19 protein-coding genes are annotated in these 17,614 nt (G+C 69.5%); 9 read left to right on the top strand and 10 right to left on the bottom strand.

Annotated features, from left to right (window positions below; all coding sequences use genetic code 11):
• Positions 1 to 11: 11 nt before the first annotated feature.
• The 3 genes from ACWEOO_RS10940 to ACWEOO_RS10930 are packed head-to-tail and all read left to right on the top strand — an operon-like array spanning position 12 to position 2,577.
• Entirely contained in the window at positions 12 to 929 is a 918-nt protein-coding gene (locus tag ACWEOO_RS10940; protein ID WP_452142789.1) for an ABC transporter permease, read from the top strand.
• The gene (locus ACWEOO_RS10935; protein ID WP_452142788.1) at positions 926 to 1,771 is read left to right on the top strand and encodes an ABC transporter ATP-binding protein; all 846 of its coding nucleotides are present in this window, start codon (positions 926 to 928) and stop codon (positions 1,769 to 1,771) included. The genes ACWEOO_RS10940 and ACWEOO_RS10935 overlap by 4 nt, the downstream gene beginning before the upstream one ends.
• A complete protein-coding gene (locus tag ACWEOO_RS10930; protein WP_452142787.1) occupies positions 1,768 to 2,577 on the top strand; it encodes an ABC transporter ATP-binding protein in 810 nt (269 codons plus the stop codon). Before ACWEOO_RS10935 ends, ACWEOO_RS10930 begins: the two co-directional genes overlap by 4 nt.
• A gap of 67 nt (positions 2,578 to 2,644) precedes the next feature.
• On the opposite strand, the gene glmM is transcribed toward ACWEOO_RS10930, so the two are convergent.
• From glmM to rplM, 3 genes are read right to left on the bottom strand one after another with little or no spacing between them, the layout of a single operon-like run.
• The gene (gene glmM, locus ACWEOO_RS10925) at positions 2,645 to 3,991 is read right to left on the bottom strand and encodes a phosphoglucosamine mutase (RefSeq protein ID WP_359927710.1); all 1,347 of its coding nucleotides are present in this window, start codon (positions 3,989 to 3,991) and stop codon (positions 2,645 to 2,647) included.
• A 7-nt stretch (positions 3,992 to 3,998) separates the two neighbouring features.
• Positions 3,999 to 4,520, bottom strand: a complete 522-nt coding sequence (rpsI, locus tag ACWEOO_RS10920; RefSeq protein ID WP_355482625.1) for a 30S ribosomal protein S9 — start codon at positions 4,518 to 4,520, stop codon at positions 3,999 to 4,001.
• Positions 4,521 to 4,555: 35 nt separating this feature from the next.
• Positions 4,556 to 4,999, bottom strand: coding sequence for a 50S ribosomal protein L13 (gene rplM, locus ACWEOO_RS10915; protein ID WP_131286311.1), 444 nt, complete (start codon positions 4,997 to 4,999; stop codon positions 4,556 to 4,558).
• A 279-nt stretch (positions 5,000 to 5,278) separates the two neighbouring features.
• Between rplM and ACWEOO_RS10910 the strand changes: the two genes are divergently transcribed.
• Positions 5,279 to 6,565: a citrate synthase gene (locus ACWEOO_RS10910; RefSeq protein WP_452142786.1), complete on the top strand. Its 1,287-nt coding sequence runs from the start codon at positions 5,279 to 5,281 to the stop codon at positions 6,563 to 6,565.
• A gap of 94 nt (positions 6,566 to 6,659) precedes the next feature.
• On the opposite strand, the gene ACWEOO_RS10905 is transcribed toward ACWEOO_RS10910, so the two are convergent.
• The gene (locus ACWEOO_RS10905; protein ID WP_452142785.1) at positions 6,660 to 7,115 is read right to left on the bottom strand and encodes a nuclear transport factor 2 family protein; all 456 of its coding nucleotides are present in this window, start codon (positions 7,113 to 7,115) and stop codon (positions 6,660 to 6,662) included.
• A gap of 121 nt (positions 7,116 to 7,236) precedes the next feature.
• Between ACWEOO_RS10905 and ACWEOO_RS10900 the strand changes: the two genes are divergently transcribed.
• Together ACWEOO_RS10900 and ACWEOO_RS10895 are read left to right on the top strand one after the other, a co-directional pair.
• Positions 7,237 to 7,785 (top strand): TetR/AcrR family transcriptional regulator, encoded by a 549-nt coding sequence (locus ACWEOO_RS10900; RefSeq protein ID WP_452142784.1) that lies wholly within the window; start codon positions 7,237 to 7,239, stop codon positions 7,783 to 7,785.
• A 41-nt stretch (positions 7,786 to 7,826) separates the two neighbouring features.
• The gene (locus ACWEOO_RS10895) at positions 7,827 to 8,783 is read left to right on the top strand and encodes a hypothetical protein (protein ID WP_452142783.1); all 957 of its coding nucleotides are present in this window, start codon (positions 7,827 to 7,829) and stop codon (positions 8,781 to 8,783) included.
• Here the strand turns inward: ACWEOO_RS10895 and ACWEOO_RS10890 are convergent.
• Positions 8,780 to 10,540 carry a hypothetical protein gene (locus tag ACWEOO_RS10890; RefSeq protein ID WP_452142782.1) on the bottom strand — a complete coding sequence of 587 codons (1,761 nt, stop codon included), beginning with the start codon at positions 10,538 to 10,540 and terminating at the stop codon, positions 8,780 to 8,782. The two genes, ACWEOO_RS10895 and ACWEOO_RS10890, sit on opposite strands and share 4 nt — an antisense overlap.
• Before the next feature lie 16 nt (positions 10,541 to 10,556).
• Positions 10,557 to 12,239 (bottom strand): ABC-F family ATP-binding cassette domain-containing protein, encoded by a 1,683-nt coding sequence (locus ACWEOO_RS10885; RefSeq protein WP_363713155.1) that lies wholly within the window; start codon positions 12,237 to 12,239, stop codon positions 10,557 to 10,559.
• A 54-nt stretch (positions 12,240 to 12,293) separates the two neighbouring features.
• Here ACWEOO_RS10885 and ACWEOO_RS10880 point away from each other — a divergent pair, with 54 nt between their 5' ends.
• Genes ACWEOO_RS10880 through ACWEOO_RS10870 form a run of 3 tightly spaced genes read left to right on the top strand, consistent with a single transcriptional unit; the run spans position 12,294 to position 14,822 of the window.
• Entirely contained in the window at positions 12,294 to 13,394 is a 1,101-nt protein-coding gene (locus ACWEOO_RS10880) for a hypothetical protein (RefSeq protein ID WP_452142781.1), read from the top strand.
• A 55-nt stretch (positions 13,395 to 13,449) separates the two neighbouring features.
• Positions 13,450 to 13,659 (top strand): hypothetical protein, encoded by a 210-nt coding sequence (locus tag ACWEOO_RS10875; protein WP_359939355.1) that lies wholly within the window; start codon positions 13,450 to 13,452, stop codon positions 13,657 to 13,659.
• A complete protein-coding gene (locus ACWEOO_RS10870) occupies positions 13,656 to 14,822 on the top strand; it encodes a hypothetical protein (RefSeq protein ID WP_452142780.1) in 1,167 nt (388 codons plus the stop codon). The genes ACWEOO_RS10875 and ACWEOO_RS10870 overlap by 4 nt, the downstream gene beginning before the upstream one ends.
• Position 14,823: 1 nt before the next feature.
• On the opposite strand, the gene ACWEOO_RS10865 is transcribed toward ACWEOO_RS10870, so the two are convergent.
• Genes ACWEOO_RS10865 through truA form a run of 4 tightly spaced genes read right to left on the bottom strand, consistent with a single transcriptional unit; the run spans position 14,824 to position 17,548 of the window.
• Positions 14,824 to 15,585, bottom strand: a complete 762-nt coding sequence (locus ACWEOO_RS10865) for a hypothetical protein (protein WP_452142779.1) — start codon at positions 15,583 to 15,585, stop codon at positions 14,824 to 14,826.
• Positions 15,578 to 16,111: a SigE family RNA polymerase sigma factor gene (locus tag ACWEOO_RS10860; RefSeq protein WP_359939364.1), complete on the bottom strand. Its 534-nt coding sequence runs from the start codon at positions 16,109 to 16,111 to the stop codon at positions 15,578 to 15,580. Before ACWEOO_RS10860 ends, ACWEOO_RS10865 begins: the two co-directional genes overlap by 8 nt.
• 17 nt (positions 16,112 to 16,128) lie before the next feature.
• Entirely contained in the window at positions 16,129 to 16,743 is a 615-nt protein-coding gene (locus ACWEOO_RS10855; RefSeq protein WP_452142778.1) for a class I SAM-dependent methyltransferase, read from the bottom strand.
• Positions 16,736 to 17,548 carry a tRNA pseudouridine(38-40) synthase TruA gene (gene truA, locus ACWEOO_RS10850; protein WP_452142777.1) on the bottom strand — a complete coding sequence of 271 codons (813 nt, stop codon included), beginning with the start codon at positions 17,546 to 17,548 and terminating at the stop codon, positions 16,736 to 16,738. Before truA ends, ACWEOO_RS10855 begins: the two co-directional genes overlap by 8 nt.
• Between the last annotated feature and the right edge of the window lie 66 nt (positions 17,549 to 17,614).

The raw sequence follows: 17,614 nt of genomic DNA, 5'->3' as shown, positions 1-17,614 counted from the left end.
GGGGCTCCCGAATGGCAATCACCACTGAAGGGGCGGCCGCCGTCGAGAAGTCGGCGCCGGTGCGCCGCCGGGCCTGGCCGCCGCTGACCCTGAAGCTCGCGGTCGGTCTGGCCGTCGCCGGGCTGATCGTCCTGTTCGGCGTCCTCGGTCCGCTGCTCGTCGGCAACCCGTCGACGGTCCGGGACATCGGGCTGACCGCGCCCGGAAACGGCTTCCTGCTCGGCACTACCCAGAGCGGCCAGGACGTCTTCGCCCAGCTCGCGTACGCCACCCGCGGCTCGCTGATCATCGGCGTCGTGGTCGGGGCGATCACGCTGCTGCTGTCGGCGTTCTTCGGCGTCGTCGGCGCGTTCGTCGGCGGCGCGACCGACGAGGCGTTCTCGCTGTTCACGAACATCATGCTGGTGATCCCCGGCCTGCCGCTGGTGATCGTGATCTCCAGCTACGTGCCGAACAAGTCGATCTGGCTGGTGGCCGCCGTGCTCGCGATCACCAGCTGGGCCGGCTCCGCCCGCGTGCTGCGCGGCTTCACGCTCAGCGTCCGCAGCCGCGACTACGTGCTCGCGGCCCGGATCGGCGGCGAGAAACGCTGGCGGATCCTGCTCGTCGAGATCCTGCCGAACCTGATCCCGCTGCTCGCCTCGCAGGTCGTGTTCGCGGTGATCTTCGCGATCCTCGGCGAGGCGGGTCTGTCGTTCCTCGGACTCGGCGCGTCCGGGTCCTTCACCTGGGGAACCATGCTGTTCTACGCACAGAACGGCCTGGCGCTGCGCCTCGGCGCCTGGTGGTGGTTCGCGCCGCCGGGCCTGGCGATCGCCCTGTTCGGGGCGGCGCTGTCGCTGATCAACTTCTCCATCGACGAGATCATCAACCCGAAGCTGCGCTCGCAGACGCGTGCCGAACGCAACAAGTGGAGCGTGAAGGCATGAGGGTCCTGAGCATCGAGAACCTCAGCATCGACTACCTGGCCGAGACCACCGTGCACGCCGTCCGCGACGTGTCCCTGACGTTGGAACGCGGGGAGATCCTCGGCCTGGCGGGTGAGAGCGGCTGCGGGAAGTCGACACTGGCGTACGCGATCACCCGGTTGCTGAAACCGCCGGCGCAGATCACCGGCGGACGCGTGGTGTTCTCGTCCCGCGAGGGCTACGACATCGACCTGTCGTCGCTGGCCGGAGACGACCTGCGGGCGTTCCGCTGGGACAAGATCGCGATGGTCTTCCAAGGCGCGATGAACTCGCTCAATCCGGTCCTGCGGATCTCCGAGCAGCTCGAAGACGTCTTCCTGACGCACCGGCCCGAGCTGAGCAAGACGGAGCGCCGCGCACGCTGCGGCCAGTTGCTCGAACGCGTCGGCGTGGACCGGGACCGGCTGCGGGCCTATCCGCACGAGCTGTCCGGCGGTATGCGGCAACGCGTGATGATCGCGATGGCGCTGGCGCTCGAGCCGCAGGTGCTGATCATGGACGAGCCGACCACCGCGCTCGACGTCGTCGTCCAGCGGGAGATCCTGCGCGAGATCACCCGGCTGCGCGCCGAGCTCGGGTTCGCGGTCGTCTTCATCACCCACGACCTGCCGCTGCTGCTCGAGATCAGCGACCGGATCGCGGTGATGCGGGACGGGCTGATCGTCGAGCTCGACGACGCGCCGACGCTCTACACGAAGCCGCAACACCCGTACACGAAGCGACTGCTGTCGTCGTTCCCGAGCCTGACCGGGGACCGCGGCGGCTTCGTCAGGACCGGCGCGATCGACGAGGAGGCAGGATGAGTGCGCTCGAGATGCGCGAGGTGGTGAAGGAGTACCGGCTGCGAAACGGGCTGCAGAGCAAGCGCCTGCGGGCGGTGGACCAGGTCAGCTTCGAGTTGCAGCCCGGCCGGACGATCGCGCTGGTCGGCCAGTCCGGCTCCGGCAAGTCGACGATCGCGAAGCTCCTGCTCCAGCTGGAGCGGCCGACGTCCGGCCAGATCCTGGTGGACGGCAAGCCGATGCAGTACCGCGGCACGGCGGCGGCGACGTACCGCAAGGCCGTCCAGATGGTCTTCCAGGATCCCTTCGCGTCGCTGAACCCGTACCACTCGATCGCGCACCACCTGGCCCGCCCGGTCAAGCTCCACCATCCCGCCTTCACCCGGGACGAGGTCGACGAGCGGGTCCTCGAGCTCCTCCGCCGGGTCCGCCTCGACGAGGACTTCGCGCACCGTAAGCCGCACGAGCTGTCAGGCGGTCAACGCCAACGGGTCGCGATCGCCCGCGCGCTGGCACCCGAACCGGCGATCCTCGTCGCCGACGAGCCGGTGTCGATGCTCGACGTCTCGATCCGCCTGGGCGTGCTCAACCTGCTGGCCGCGTTGCAGCGCGAGGAGAACCTGGGCGTCCTGTACATCACCCACGACCTCGCGACCGCCCGGCACTTCAGCGACGAGATCATGGTCCTGTACCACGGCAAGGTCGTCGAACAAGGCCCTGCCGACGACGTGATCCTGAACCCGCAGCACGAGTACACCCAGCTATTGGCGGAGGCAGCCCCAGCGCCCGAGCGACGGCTCGCCGAGCTGAGGCCGTCAGGCAGCTGAGACGGGAAACGGCAGCCTGGGACCTGCTCTGCCAGGTCCCAGGTTGCCGTTTCAGGTCCCAGGTGTTTCAGAGTTTCAGTGCGGAGGCGACCACGTCCGCGAGGGAGTGGGCGATCTCGTGGGCGGTGTCGGAGGACTCCGCCTCGACCATGACCCGGACGAGGGGCTCGGTGCCCGACGGCCGGAGCAGGACCCGGCCGGTGTCGCCGAGGCGGGTGGTGGCCTCGGTGACGGCGGACTGGACCGTGGAGTCGGTGCCCGCGCGGGACTTGTCCACGTTCTTCACGTTGACCAGGACCTGCGGCAGGCGGGTCATCGCGCCGGCCAGATCGGCCAGGCTCTTGCCCGTCTGGGCCACGCGCGCGAGCAGCATCACCGCGGTCAGCGTGCCGTCGCCGGTGGTGGCGTGGTCGGACAGGATCACGTGCCCGGACTGCTCACCGCCGAGCTTGTGGCCGCCGGCCTTCATCGCCTCGAGCACGTACCGGTCGCCGACCTTGGTCTGCTCGACCGCGATCTGCTCCCGCACCATCGCCTGCACGAAGCCCAGGTTGCTCATCACGGTCGCGACGACGGTGTCGTTCGACAGCCGGCCGCTGTCCCGCATCGCCAGCGCCAGGACCGCGAGGATCTGGTCGCCGTCGACGAGCTCGCCGTTCGCGTCCACCGCCAGGCAGCGGTCGGCGTCACCGTCGAGCGCGATGCCGACGTCGGCGCGGTGCCCGACGACCTCGCGCTGCAGACCCTCGATGTGCGTGGATCCGCAGTTCAGGTTGATGTTCAGCCCGTCCGGGGCCGCGGCGACCGTGATCACCTCGGCGCCGAGCCGGCGCAGTGCCTCCGGCGCGGTCTGCGAGGCGGCGCCGTTCGCGCAGTCGATCACGACCTTCAGGCCGTCGAACCGGTTCGGGGCCGAGCGGACCAGGTGCGAGACGTAGGTCTCGAACCCCTGCCCGTCGTCGGTCACCCGGCCGACATCGGCGCCCGTCGGACGCTGCCACTCCTCGCCCATCCGGGCCTCGATGGCGTCCTCGATCACGTCGTCGAGCTTGATCCCGCCGCGGGCCAGGAACTTGATGCCGTTGTCCGGCATCGGGTTGTGGCTGGCGGACAGCATCACGCCGAGGTCGGCGCCGGTCGAACCGGTCAGGTATGCGACGGCCGGCGTCGGCAGCACGCCGAGCCGGACGACATCGACGCCGGCGCTGGCCAGACCGGCCACCACGGCGGCTTCCAGGAACTCACCACTGGCACGCGGATCCCGCCCCACAACGGCGCGCGGCCGGTGCCCTTCGAAGGCACCGGCCTCGCCGAGTACGTGAGCTGCCGCGACCGAGAGGTCGAGCGCCAGCTCCGCGGTCAGGTCCACGTTCGCCAGGCCACGGACTCCGTCCGTGCCGAACAAACGCCCCATCAGGTGATCAGCGCTTGCTGTACTGAGGCGCCTTACGGGCCTTCTTGAGACCGGCCTTCTTGCGCTCCTTGATCCGCGCGTCGCGGGTGAGCAGGCCGGCCTTCTTCAGACCCGGGCGGTTGGCCTCGAGGTCCGCTGCGTTCAGGCAGCGGGCCACACCGAGCTGCAGCGCACCGGCCTGGCCGGTGATGCCGCCGCCGTTGATCCGGGCGATCACGTCGTACGAACCCTCGAGGCCCGCGACGACGAACGGCTCGTTCACGTGCTGCTGGTGGACCTTGTTCGGGAAGTAGACGTCGAGGTCCTTCCCGTTGATCTTCCACTTGCCGGTGCCCGGGACGATCCGCACGCGAGCGACGGCCTCCTTGCGGCGACCGGTGGCGCCGGCCGGGTTGATGACCGCGACCCGACCCGTCTCGGCGCGCTGCTCCGGAGCCGGGTTCGTCTCGGAGGTGTAGGCGACCGGGCCCTCGGTGTCGATGGGGACCTCGGTGTCGAACTCTTCGGTCTCGGTGGTGATGTCGCTCACGCTGTGAATCCTCGTTTACCTGGTTCGTCGATCGCTTACTGGGCGATCTGGGTGATCTCGAACGGCTTCGGCTGCTGCGCCGTGTGCGGGTGCTCCGGACCGGCGTACACCTTCAGCTTGGTCAGCAGCTTCCGGCTCAGGCGGTTCTTCGGGAGCATGCCCCAGACGGCCTTCTCGACGGCCTTGCGCGGGTCCTTGTCGAGGATCTCGCCGATCGGCGTCGCGGTCAGACCACCCGGGTGACCCGAGTGGCGGTACGCCAGCTTGTCGGTCCGCTTGGTGCCGGACAGGGCCACCTTGGAGGCGTTGACGACGACGACGAAGTCGCCACCGTCGACGTGCGGAGCGAACGTCGGCTTGTGCTTGCCGCGCAGCAGGGTGGCGATCTGGACGGCGAGCCGACCGAGCGTGACGTCGGTGGCGTCGATCACGTGCCACTCACGAGTGACGTCAGCAGGCTTCGGGCTGTACGTGCGCACGGTCGTTGACCTTCGTTTCTCAGAGTTGAACAGAACTGGACGTCGGCGAGCGGTCAGCAGACGTGTCTGTCCTGGACCTGGAACGCACAACAGCAGCCCAGAATACCGGCGCCGCCGCGTTCGGGTCAAAGTGAGCCCACACGCCGAGGGGACCCCGGCTTGGAAGCAGCTGAGGACCGCACTAGTTTAGCGGTGAAGATTGCAGTCCAGACCCGCGTCCCGCCGGCTGATCTACCCTCATTCATCCAGGCGATGACGCCAGCTTCCGAAGAGGGCATTGTGACCGAACAGTCGCTCACCGTCCGGGACAACCGGACCGGCAAGGACTTCGACCTTGCCATCACCGATGGCACCATCCGTGCCGCAGACCTCAAGCAGATCAGCGCATCCGACGGCGACGGTGGCCTGGCCACCTACGACCCCGGCTTCGTCAACACCGCGTCCTGCCGTTCCTCCGTCACCTTCATCGACGGCGACAAGGGCATCCTGGAGTACCGCGGGTACCCGATCGAGCAGCTCGCCGAGCAGTCGAACTACCTCGAGGTGGCTTACCTGCTGGTGAACGGCAAGCTGCCGAACAAGGCGGAGTACGAGGCTTGGGCGCACGACGTGACGTATCACACGTTCGTGCACGAGAACCTGAAGACGTTCATGCAGGGCTTCCGGTACGACGCGCACCCGATGGGCATGCTGCTGGCCTCGGTCGGCGCGCTGTCCACGTTCTACCCCGAGTCGCGCAACATCTTCGACGAGGAGTCCCGGGCGCTGCAGATCCGGCGGCTGATCGCCAAGATGCCGACCCTCGGCGCGTTCGCCTTCCGGCACGCCCAGGGCAAGCCGTACGTGTACCCGGACAACGAGCTCAGCTACACGGCGAACTTCTTGTCGATGCTGTTCAAGATGAGCGAGCCGAAGTACGCCGCCGACGACCGGCTGGTGCGCGCGCTGGAGATCCTGTTCATCCTGCACGCCGACCACGAGCAGAACGCGTCCACCAACGCGGTCCGCGCGATCGGCTCGACCCAGGTCGACCCGTACACCGCGGTGGCCGGCGGGATCGGCGCCCTCTACGGCCCGCTGCACGGCGGCGCCAACGAGGCGGTGCTGAAGATGCTGCGCCGGATCGGCTCGGTCGACAACGTGCCGTCGTTCATCGAGGGCGTGAAGAACGGCGAAGAGCGGCTGATGGGCTTCGGCCACCGGGTCTACAAGAACTACGACCCGCGGGCGAAGATCATCAAGAAGGCCGCCGACGACGTCTTCGAGGTGACCGGCATCAACCCGTTGCTGAAGATCGCCGTCGAGCTGGAGAAGATCGCGCTGGAGGACGACTACTTCGTCTCCCGCAAGCTCTACCCGAACGTCGACTTCTACTCCGGCCTGATCTACGAGGCCCTGCAGTTCCCGCCGGAGATGTTCACCGTGCTGTTCGCCATCCCGCGCACCTCGGGCTGGCTGGCCCAGTGGCTGGAGATGCTCGGCGACGGCGACCAGAAGATCGCCCGCCCGAAGCAGATCTACACCGGCGGCCGCGGCGTCCAGTACGTGCCCATGGGCGACCGCTGACCTGACCCCCGAACGGCCCCCGACCACCCGGTCGGGGGCCGTTCCGCTGTTTGGCTTGATGCCTCGGTCCGGGGCCGTTCGGCGCCGCTGCCGACTACGACGCGGCCGGGGTGCCTGCCGGTTCCGTCAGGTGAGCGACGAGGTCGCCGACCTGGCCGCGGGCGCGGATCATCGCGAGGTGGTCGATGTAGTCGCGAGACTCCACGATCAGCCCGTCGCGGACCCGCAGGACGAAGATCGCCGGCACCCGGAACGGCTCGCCGGTCGCCAGGATCGTCCCGGCGTACTCGAACTCCGCCACGATCACCTCGGGGTCCGTCGTCTCATGGACGCGGATGTTCTCGGGCTGGAAGCGCACCACCTCGGTGACCCGCGGGCCGACGCCGCCGAAGTGCTCGCGGAGCGCGTCCCGGCTGAGCAGCGGGTGGTCGCCGTACGGGTTCATCGGGTGCCGGACGTCGGTCTGCTCGGCGTACAGCTCCGGCAGCACGGCGAAGTCGCGGTCGGCGACGCCGTGCACCAGCTTCAGGAAGACCTGTTCAGGAGTCATCGGATACCTCACGAGGATTAAGCGGAGTGATGACTTCGAATATATGGAGTCACGACTTCGTTTACAACCCGGCAGCGGTTCGCCGCGTCTTCTAGGCTGAGGACGACGGAGGGGAGCTGGGGTGCGAGCAGACGCACGGGACAACCGGGCCAGGATCATGACGGCCGCGGACGATGTCTTCGGGCGGTCGCCGGGCGCGTCGACCGACGACGTGGCCAAGCTGGCCGGGGTCGGGATCGCCACCGTCTTCCGGCACTTCGCGACCAAGACCGAGCTGCTCGAGGCGGTCCTGACGCTGCGCCTGGAGCGGATCCGGGACCGCGCGCTGGAGCTGACCGGCAGCGACGACCCGGGGAAGGCGTTCTTCGAGTTCTTCACCCAGGTGGTGGCCGAGTCCGCGTCGAAGCTGGCGATCGGCGAAGCACTGACCGCCGCGGGCGCGGCCGCCGGCGAGGAGACCCAGGAGGCCGGACGCGGGATGCGGGCGGCGTTCAGCGGGTTGCTGACCGCGGCGCAGAAGGCCGGCGCGGTGCGGGCGGATGCCGAGCTGCCAGAGGTCTACGCGCTGCTCATCGGCGCGTCCCGCGGCGCGACCGCGGCCAAGCTCGACCCGGAGACCCGCGACCGCATGCTCGCCATCGTGTACGACGGCCTGCGGCCGCGTTCGTGAGGCGCCGCTGGCGGTCCTGGTCCCGTCTGCGTCGAGCCCTGGTGTCGGCGACGGTCGCGGCCGTTCTGCTGATCGTCGTACCGCTCGGAACGTACGCCGTCTCGCTGCGCATGTACTACTCCGGTGATCCGTCCGGCCGGACCCGCAACCAGGACGCGCTGTGGCTCGGCCATGCCTGGGTCGACGGCCGGAAGACCGCCGCCGACGTGACCGCGCTGGCGCAGCGCCTGCAGGGCACCGGCATCCGCGACCTGTACGTGCACACGGGTCCGCTGGAGCACGACGGCTCGTTGCCGTTGGCAAAGGTCTCGCCGAAGGCGCGCTGGTTCGTCGATGCGGTCCGTGCGGCGGCCCCCGGCGTCCGCGTCCAGGCCTGGCTCGGTGACGTCGTCCAACCGGGCAAGGACCCGGGCATGAACCTCGACGACGCGGCGGTCCGCCGACGGGTCGTGGAGTCGGCGTCCGCCGTTCTGCAACAGGGTTTCCAGGGCATCCACTACGACTTCGAGCCGGTACGGTCCGGCTCCGCGGGGTACCTCGCCGTACTGGACGAGACGCGCGCGCTCGGTACGACCCTGTCGGTCGCGGCGGCGCAGATCGACCCGCTCTGGTACCTGCATGCGATCCCGGTCGACAAGTGGTGGTCGCAGGACTACTTCCGTCAGGTCGCCGAACGCGTCAACCAGATCGCCGTCATGTCCTACGACACCGCACTGCCTCTGGAGTCCCTGTACGGCGGCTATGTCGCCAAGCAGACCAAGTTGGCGCTGGAGGTCACTCCACCCGGCACAGACCTTCTCATGGGTCTCCCGGCGTACTGGGAGAACAACGCCGCGCACTGGGGCAACGCGGAGACAGTCAGCGCGGCGGTCCGCGGCGCACGCCTCGGCCTGGGCGACACACCTCGCCAGAACTTCGGCCTCGCCCTGTACGTCGACTTCGCGGCCACCGACGAGCACTGGGCGGCGTACCGCGACGGCTGGTGCGTGGCGCCCTAGAACGGGTTCCAGCGGGTCAGAGCGAGGATGAGTCCGCAGACCGCGACGTAGACCGCGTTGATGAGCAGCACGGGCGACGGTCGCCTGGTGACGGGCTCCTCCGGCAGGCCGGTGTGGGAGCGCAGCCGGAGCGTCTCGAACACCGCGGCGACCTGGGGCAGGTCCTTGTCCGCGATGCCGCCGACGACGTGCCAGTCATCCCCTGCCTCGAGACTCACTGCCTCTTCCTCGACCTCTACTGACTCCACGGACCGCCAGGACACGCGCCGGTCTGTCCACCCGGTCCGGATCCACAGATCGGTCGCGGTGGCAGTCACCCGGAACAGCACCTGTGAGCCGAGTGAGTGCACCAACTGTGCGCCCACGGCTGTCGCCAGGAACGCGGCGAACCACTCACCCCAGTTCGCGAACGCCCCGACGGCGAGCGGCGCCACGAGCAGTACGGCGATCAGCGCCGGCAGACTCCACCAGGACCTGGCCTGCAGCGGGACCTCCCAGGGCAGGGTCGGCACATCCCGCGCCGGTTCGACAGGCGGCGCGGTGGGCAGGTCCTCGGCCGGCTCGAAGTCCGTCGGCAGGCTGCTGGCGGTCTCGTCGCGCCACGGCAGCTTTCTGGGCGCACGGAACGGGCTAACCGGCCTGAGCGTTTGGCCGCCGAAGACCAGCGTCGGCCAACTGCCCTCGGCGAGGTCTCCGACCAGCAGCGCGTCTCCGCGGTACCGGTTCAGCGTCTGCGCCCACTCGCGCTTGAGCTTGGCCGGCGCGTCGCCCTGCTCTTCGTCGTCGAGCGCGCTGAAGGCCTCGAGCAGCCGCAGATCGCCTTCCTCGTCGTCCAGGCCGGCCTCGAGGAAGCCCAGCAGGACCGTACCCTCGGCGGACCGGACCGTGAAGGCACCGGAAACGTGCGGATCGATCCGGACCGGCATGGCCTGCCCGCTCCAGGATCTCCGCGGACGCGCTCGGCGGAGCCGGAGGTCGCGCAGCGCGAACAGGAGGGACAGCAACCACGCACCACCGGCCACCGTGTACCAGAAGGTGTAGTCGGCCAGCTCAGCTCGCAGCCGGAGCCAGTCGCGGTCGGCAGGGTCGACGAGGATCGGGATCTGCTCGCCGGTGTCGTAGTCGCCCGCCACAGACACCGTGCGGCTGCTGCCGTCGGGCAACTGGAGAGCGAGCTCCCCTTCGTCGTTCAGGCTCTTCGCAACAGCAGTCTGCTCCACCGCACGTCGGAGATGGATCTCCTCGCGCTGGTCCTGCCAGCTCATCAGGCCGAACGCGGCAGCGCCCACCAGAGCCAGGGCGACCGCCACGAGCACTCTGCTGGTCACACCGATCCTTGCGGCCTCAGGTATCTGGACCCGATCCGGATGCATCCGCCCGGCCAGTGACCGTTGGCGAAGGCGGCTCGTGAAGACCCAGACCAGCAGTACGGCACACAAGGCCCCGTAGACGGTCCACGCGACGCGCGCAGAGGCCACATCGTCGTACCGGAGGTCGAGCGCCATGAACACCAGGCCGGCCAGCGCTGCGACGATCGGCTGCCACCACAGCAGGGCAAGCGACGCGAAGCAGGCAATCATCGCCAGTGAGAACGTCCGGTCCGGCCCGCAGACCGTCGGGTGCTCGACCGAGCAGTTGCTGGTGTCGCCGATCACCGACGCCACGATCGCCCCGAGCCAGACCGCCGGTAGCAGCCAGCGGTAGGTCCAGCTCGGGACGACGGTGCGGGCCCAGCGGGCCGCGAGAGCGCCTGTCACGCGAGAACTGTAAGGGTCAGCGTGCCCGTTCCACGCGGCCTTCGTCCCAGACCGGCTCGTCGGGCTCGTAGACCGAGCCGTCGGCGCCGAACACCAGGTAGCGGTCGAAGCCCCGGGCGAACCAGCGGTCGTGGGTCACTGCGAGGACCGTGCCGTCGAAGGAGTCCAGCCCCTCCTCCAGCGCCTCGGCCGACTCGACGTCCAGGTTGTCGGTGGGCTCGTCGAGCAGCAGCAGAGTCGCTCCGGACAGCTCCAGCAGCAGGATCTGGAAACGGGCCTGCTGCCCGCCGGACAGGCTGTCGAAGGTCTGCTCGGCCGCATGCGCCAGCTCGTACCGGTCCAGCTTGCGCGAGGCCAGCTCACGCCCCATGCCGTCCCGGTGGTCGTCACCCCGGTGCAGGATCTCCAGCAGCGTCCGGCCGACCAGCTCCGGATGCTCGTGCGTCTGCGCGAACCAGCCGGGCCGCACCCGTGCACCGAGCTTCGCCTTGCCGGTGTGCGCCACGGACGCGATCTGGATGTCGCCGACGGGCTGGTGCTCCACGTCCGGATCCGAGCCGCCGTTCGCGAGCAGCCGCAGGAAGTGCGACTTGCCGGAGCCGTTCGACCCCAGGACCGCGACGCGTTCGCCGTACCAGACCTCCAGGTCGAAGGGTTTCATCAGCCCGGTCAGCTCGAGCTGTGTGCACACCACGGCCCGCTTGCCGGTGCGGCCGCCGGTGAGACGCATGCTGACCTTCTGTTCGCGTGGCAGCGCCTGCGGCGGGCCCGCCTCCTCGAACTTGCGCAGCCGGGTCTGTGCGGCGCGGTAGCGCGACGCCATGTCGGAGTTGTACGCGGCCTTCTGCTTGTACATCAGCATCTGTGCGCGCAGCTTGGCGTGCTCCTCGTCCCAGCGCTTGCGCAGCTCCTCGAAACGCTCGAACCGGTGCCGCCGGGCCTCGTGGTACGTCGCGAACCCGCCGCCGTGCGTCCACGCGGTGTTACCCGCGGCGCCGAGCTCCACGGTGACGATCCGGGTAGCGGTGTTGGCCAGCAGCTCCCGGTCGTGGCTGATGTACAGCACGGTCTTGTCGGAGCCACGCAGCTGCTCCTCCAGCCACCGCTTCCCCGGTACGTCGAGGTAGTTGTCCGGCTCGTCCAGCATCAGCACCTCGTCCGGACCGCGCAGCAACGCCTCCAGTACGAGCCGCTTCTGCTCACCGCCGGACAGCGTCTTCACCGCACGCCAGCGACAACGGTCGAACGGCACGCCGAGCGCGGCCGTCGTACAGACGTCCCAGAGGACCTCGGCGTCGTACCCACCGACCTCGCCCCAGTCCGCGACCGCCTGCGCGTACCGCAGCTGGGTCTTCTCGTCGTCGGCCTCCATCATCGCCAGCTCGGCCTTGTCCAGCTTGGCCGCAGCCTGCTGGATCGCCTCCGGCGCGACGCCGAGGAGCAGGTCCCGCACGGTCGACTCGTCCCGCACCGAGCCGACGAACTGGCGCATCACACCCAGCCCGCCGGACCGGGAGATGCTGCCGCTGTGCGGTTTCAGGTCACCGGCGATGATCCTGGTCAGCGTGGTCTTCCCGGAGCCGTTGGCACCGACCAGCGCCACCTTCGCACCGTCACCGACCCGGAACGTGACGTCGTCCAGCAACACCCGCCCGTCCGGCAGCTCGTACCCGATCCCGGCGACATCCACGTGACCCATTCCCCCAGTCTGACGGGACCGGCAAGCCCCACGCGAGCGGTTATCGTGACGCCCGTGCTGTCCGTCCCCGGTCCGGAGATCCTGCCCGGCACCCGCGACTACGCGTGGGTCGCGAGCGTCGTCGCCGCGGTCGAGCGTCGTACCGGCAGGCCGTCGCGGTGGGACCGGCGGCTGTTCGAGGAGACCAGCGGAGTGTTCGCCGCGGCGACCCCGAACGGACCGATGACGGTCAGCCGGGAGCACGTCCTCGACCCGGTGCTGCGCGGGTACGACGCCCCGGAACAGCTGAGCTACCACGATCACCAGCTGATCCGGCTCGCCACGGCCGTCGTCATCCACGAGACGGACCATCACCAGGCCGAGCTCGGCGATCCGGCCGCACCCGATGCGATTCGGGAACTCGGCCCCGCGGACATGGCGCTCAGCGAAGGCTTCGCGGAGCTGAAGGCGAAGCGCCTCACGACGGCGGTCATGGAGGAAACCGGCATGGATCGGGCGATCCCCGGGAGCACCCAGGCGCGGATCGGCTCGGTGTACCCGGGCTATCGGGGCAGCGTCGAGGGCGTCGTGCTCGGCCTGCAGGAACTCACCGGCCGGCCGCGCCACGAGATCGTCTCGGCGATCCAGGACGCACCGCGGCTGCAGCGCTACAACGCCATGGCGGACCTGCTCATCGACGCCCGCCTGGACGGCCTGATGCCTCCGGAGCACCGGTCCCAGGTCCGGCTGGCGCTCACCCGCCCGCTGCTCGACGAACTCGCCGCGATGACCGAGCACGAGTCACCGACCGGCGACCAGCGGGCGCTCGACAACCTGGGACACGAACACGCGGAGCGTGCCGTGCGTACCGTGGAGCAGCAGCTGGCGAGGATCGAGCAGCACTACCGCGCACACGGTGACCATCCGCCGCGGATGCCGATGTCGGCGCAGGAGCGGGCGCAGGTCCAGCGCATCGAGGCGTACTACGGCCGGCCGTCCATCGACCTGGAAACCACCCATCTGCGGCAGTTCCTCGACTCCGGCGCCCACTCCGGCCTGGCGGGTGGCGGAACCGCGGCCGGCAGCGGGGCAGCAGGAGCAGCAGCGTCGGGTGCCGCGGCCGCGGCCCGCTCCGTCTGGCGGCTGCCGCCCTCCAACGGCGGACAGGCCCGCTAGGCGACCCCCTGACGAGGAATGATCGACGGCGTCCTGAGGTGAGGGAAAGGTGCGGATGGACGCGTATCGCGAGGCGCAGCGGCTGTACGGCGAAGCGACGATGTCGGCTGCCCAGGGGCAGGACCGGATCGCCCAGCTGGAGCAGGCACTGCAGCGAATCGGGCAGTTGGTCCCGCAGGCGGCGGCTGACCAGCGGGCCGCCCTACTGCTGATGAACAGCTCGCTCGCGGAGCAGATCGCCGGCCTCGCGGAGGGCAGTCGGTGAACGAGCTCCTCCGGCGCGGTCCGGAGATCCTGCCAGGCACCTGGGAGTACGAGTGGGTCGCGTCGGTCGTCGCCAAGGCCGCCGAGTACGCCGGCCGCGACTCCCACTGGAGCGGGAAGCTGTACGAGCAGGACGGTGACATCAGCGGGATCTACCACACCGACGGCAGCATGACGATCAGCCGCAAGCACGTGCTCGACCCGGCACGGGCCGTCTACGCGGCGGAGCAGACGCCGACCCGCGACGAGCGGTGGGCGGCCTCGAGCGCGACCGAGATGGCGGTCTTCCAGGCCCGGCTCTCGCTGTCGGAGTTCGGTGACGAGTCGGCGCCGGGCGCGACGCCGAACGGTTCGTGGGAGGACCTCGCACTCGAGCGCGGCCTGGCCGACGAGTTCACCCAGCGGTACGTCGGCCGGATCTCCGAGGACCTGACCGAGCACTCGTTGCCGCACGGCCACATGTCCGCGTTCCCGGCGTACACGGCGGCCACCAGCCGGCTGATGTACCCGCTGGCAGGCGCCACCGGCCTGGGCGTGAACCAGCTGCGCGACCTGGTCGAGAGCACCGAGCGAACGCAGCGGTTCGCCGTGATCGCCGACCGGGCGATCGATCACCAGGTCGGCGAACTGGTCCCCGACGCGCACCGGACCCAGCTGCGCGAGCACCTGACCGGGCCACTGCGGCGCGGGCTCGGCGGACTGGCGATGACGGAGCACAGCCGGCTCACGGATCCGGGTGTGAAGTCCAGATGGGGCGACAGCTCGGCGGAATGGACGGCGCTGGAGTTCGAGACGAACCTCGACACCATCAGGGACCACTACGAGTCCTGGAACGCCGAGCACCCGGGTGTGGAGCCGCCGGAGCTGCCGGACTCGGCGCTGGAGACATTCCGGGACCGTGAGGACGAGGTCCGGCAGATCTGGGCCGAGGCCGGATGGCCGGCGCAGCGTCCGGTCGCGGGGCGCGAGCAGGCGTACTACCAGCAGCTGCCGGAGCAGCTCTACCCGACCGAACGCGAGCAGGAGATCGCCAGGCTGCAGCAGTTCCTGTGGTCACACACGGCACCGAGCCGGCACACCGCCGCCCAGACAGAGAGCGGCGACCGCCCCGACAACGTGCGGTCCATCAAGTCCGCCAAGAGGCCGGACCGCGGCGTCGAGTGAGCTACCAGTCCTTCAGCGCGCTCAGGTAGGTACCACCGGACGGGCGGACCGAGTCCTTCATGAACAGCTTCAGCGGTGCGGAGAACAGACCGTAGGTGTGCGTGCCGGTGAAGAAGCCGGCGTCCGTGCAGCCGTCGTACACCACCCAGATCTCCTTGACGCCACTTGCCGTGGCGAAGCGCAGTGCGATCGCCTCGGACGGCTTAGTAACCTGTGGCGCGCACTTGAAGACCGGTAGCTCCGGATTCCGCTCCGGGAGCACCTTGATCGCATCGACGACCTGTTGCGCCACCGCGCCGTCGAACTGCATCTGTCCGAGCAGACCGCTCTGCCCTGTGCTGTACCGGCACGCGGTCAGACCCGTCACCGGAGTGTTCAGGTCGAGCCCGGTCCCGGTCGGTACGTCGCTCGGCCCGGCGACCTGCTGGATCGGATGTTGAGCCGGACAGGCGGTGTTCTTCGCCGCATTCGGCTGGATGCCCTGCGAGGTCCGCTCCGGGGCCTCGGCCTTGCCTTCGCCGGCCGAGTCGCTGTGGCTCGTGGCGACCGGCGAATCATTGCCCATCACGCTCCAGACGCCGCCCACTGCTGCCGCCACCAGGATCGCGGCGGCCGCCACCGATATCCCCTGGCGGCGGCGGTGCACGCGCCGACGGGCCTCCCGCGCCAGATCGGTCGCCTGCATCCCCTGCGTGTCCGCGTGGCCCTGGAGCGCCGAGGTGATCTTGGGGCCGAGCTCCCGCTCAGGATCGTGCTCAGGCATTCTCGGCTCCTTCCGTCCCTCGTTCGCTGCTCAGTGTGGTCTTCAGTGCTGCCAGTGCGCGGTGCACATGCGAGCGGGCGGTCGCTTCCGCGCAGTGCAGCAGCTGGGCGATCTCGGCGTACGACAGCTCCTCGTAGAACCGCAGTACGACGGCTGCCCGCTGCTTGTCCGGGAGCGTCGCGCACAAGGCCCAGATGGCGTCCGACTCGGCGCGCGCCGCCGTACCGTCCCCGACGGCTCGTGCGGTGCGGACCGGGTCGTCCACCGGCGCCTCACGCCGCCGGAACCTCCGCCACCAGGAGATGTGCGCGTTCACCACCATGCGTTTCACGTACGCCTCGGGGTCGTCGGCGCGGCTCACCCGCCCCCAGCGCGCACAGGCTGTGGTCAGAGCGTCCTGTACGGCGTCCTCGGCCAGATTCGCGTCGCCGGTGAGGACGTAGGCGAACCGCAGCAGGGCATCGGCCTTCTCGGTCACCCATGCCTCGAAGTCGAGCGGCTCCGTCCGCACCTCCGCTGCCGCCAAGACTGCCTCCATACCCCTCAGGACGCGGACGGACCCGCGTTCGTTGCACGCAGTACCCGGAAGCCCTTCGCGCTGCCGATCCGCTCGCAGGGGAAGCCCTGGTCGGTCATCCAGCGCTGGAGAGAGTCGCCGCCCAGGTTCTTTCCGACGACGAACCATCCCACGCCGCCGGGAGCAAGACGGCTCAGCCAGCGCAGCAGCATCTTGTGGAGTTCGGGTTTGCCGATGTGGATCGCCGGGTTCGACCAGATCTGGTCGAACCGCACGTCGTCGGGTACGTCGTCCGGCAGCGCCGCGCGTACGCGGTCCGCGACGCCGGCCGCCTCCGCGTTCACCTGGGTGAGCTCCAGCGCGCGGTTGTTCACGTCGACCGCCCACACCGTCGCTTCCGGGGCCTCCACCGCCAGCGCGCAGGCGATGGGTCCGTAGCCGGCCCCCAGGTCGAGGAAGGTCCCCGGCCCGGTCGGCGGTTCCACCGAGCGCAGCAGCACCGACGTACCGATGTCCAAGCGGTCCCGGGAGAACACTCCGGTCGCCGTGGTGAAGACGTACGGCCGTCCCCAGATCCGGGCCTCGACACTACGCCGTACGTCCGCCGACTGCGGATCCGCCGAGAAGAAGTGGTCACCCACGCTGATGCACCTCTCCCCTGACCTGACGGGCCTGCAGAGCCCGCGCGGCCAGCTCGTCGTCTGCCGGGTAGCGCACTTCCTCCAGTGTCAGCCCGTGCGCCGGCAGGACGGACACGGCGGAGTCCCGCACCTTCCCGGCCAGCACCGCTGCGGGCCAGGAGACGTCCCGGCGTCCGTCGCCCACAGGGATCATCGAGCCCACCAGAGCCCGCACCATCGAGTGACAGAACGCATCTGCGATCACAGTGCCTGCCAGCTGCCCGACACCCGTCCGCTGCCAGGAGAACTCCAGCAAAGCCCGCACTGTGCTGGCACCCTCCCGCTTCTTGCAGAACGCCGCGAAGTCGTGTTCCCCGAGCAGACCGGTCGCGGCCGCGTTCATACGGTCAACATCCATCGGACGGCCCACCCGCAGCACGTGTCCCCGGGTGAGCGGGTCCCAGCCGGCCGGGTCGTCGCACAGCCGGTACACGTAGCGGCGCGCCAGAGCCGAGAACCGGGCGTCAAAGCCCTCTGGGGCCGCCGTAACGGCCGTGACAGCTACATCTGCGGGCAGGACGCCGTTCAGCCCCCTGAGAAGCCTCAGCGGGTCCACAGCGCCGTCTACGTCCACATGGGTGACCTGCCCGCGGGCGTGCACCCCGGTGTCCGTCCGGCCGGCACAGGTCACAGTCACCGGCTCCGGCAGCCGCAGTACGACGCGGACCGCTTCCTCGAGCTCGCCCTGCACGGTACGGAGGCCTTCCTGACGGGCCCACCCGTGGAAGGCCGCTCCGTCATACCTGAGGTCGATCCGCCAGCGCACACGGCAATCTAACGCAACAGAGCCCCCTCACCGTGCGGTGAGGGGGCTCTGTGGTGACTACGAGCC

The organism is Kribbella sp. NPDC004138 (assembly GCF_053603655.1).
The sequence above is the reverse complement of the archived record's forward strand: the minus strand, read 5'-3'. Positions and strand labels throughout refer to the sequence as shown.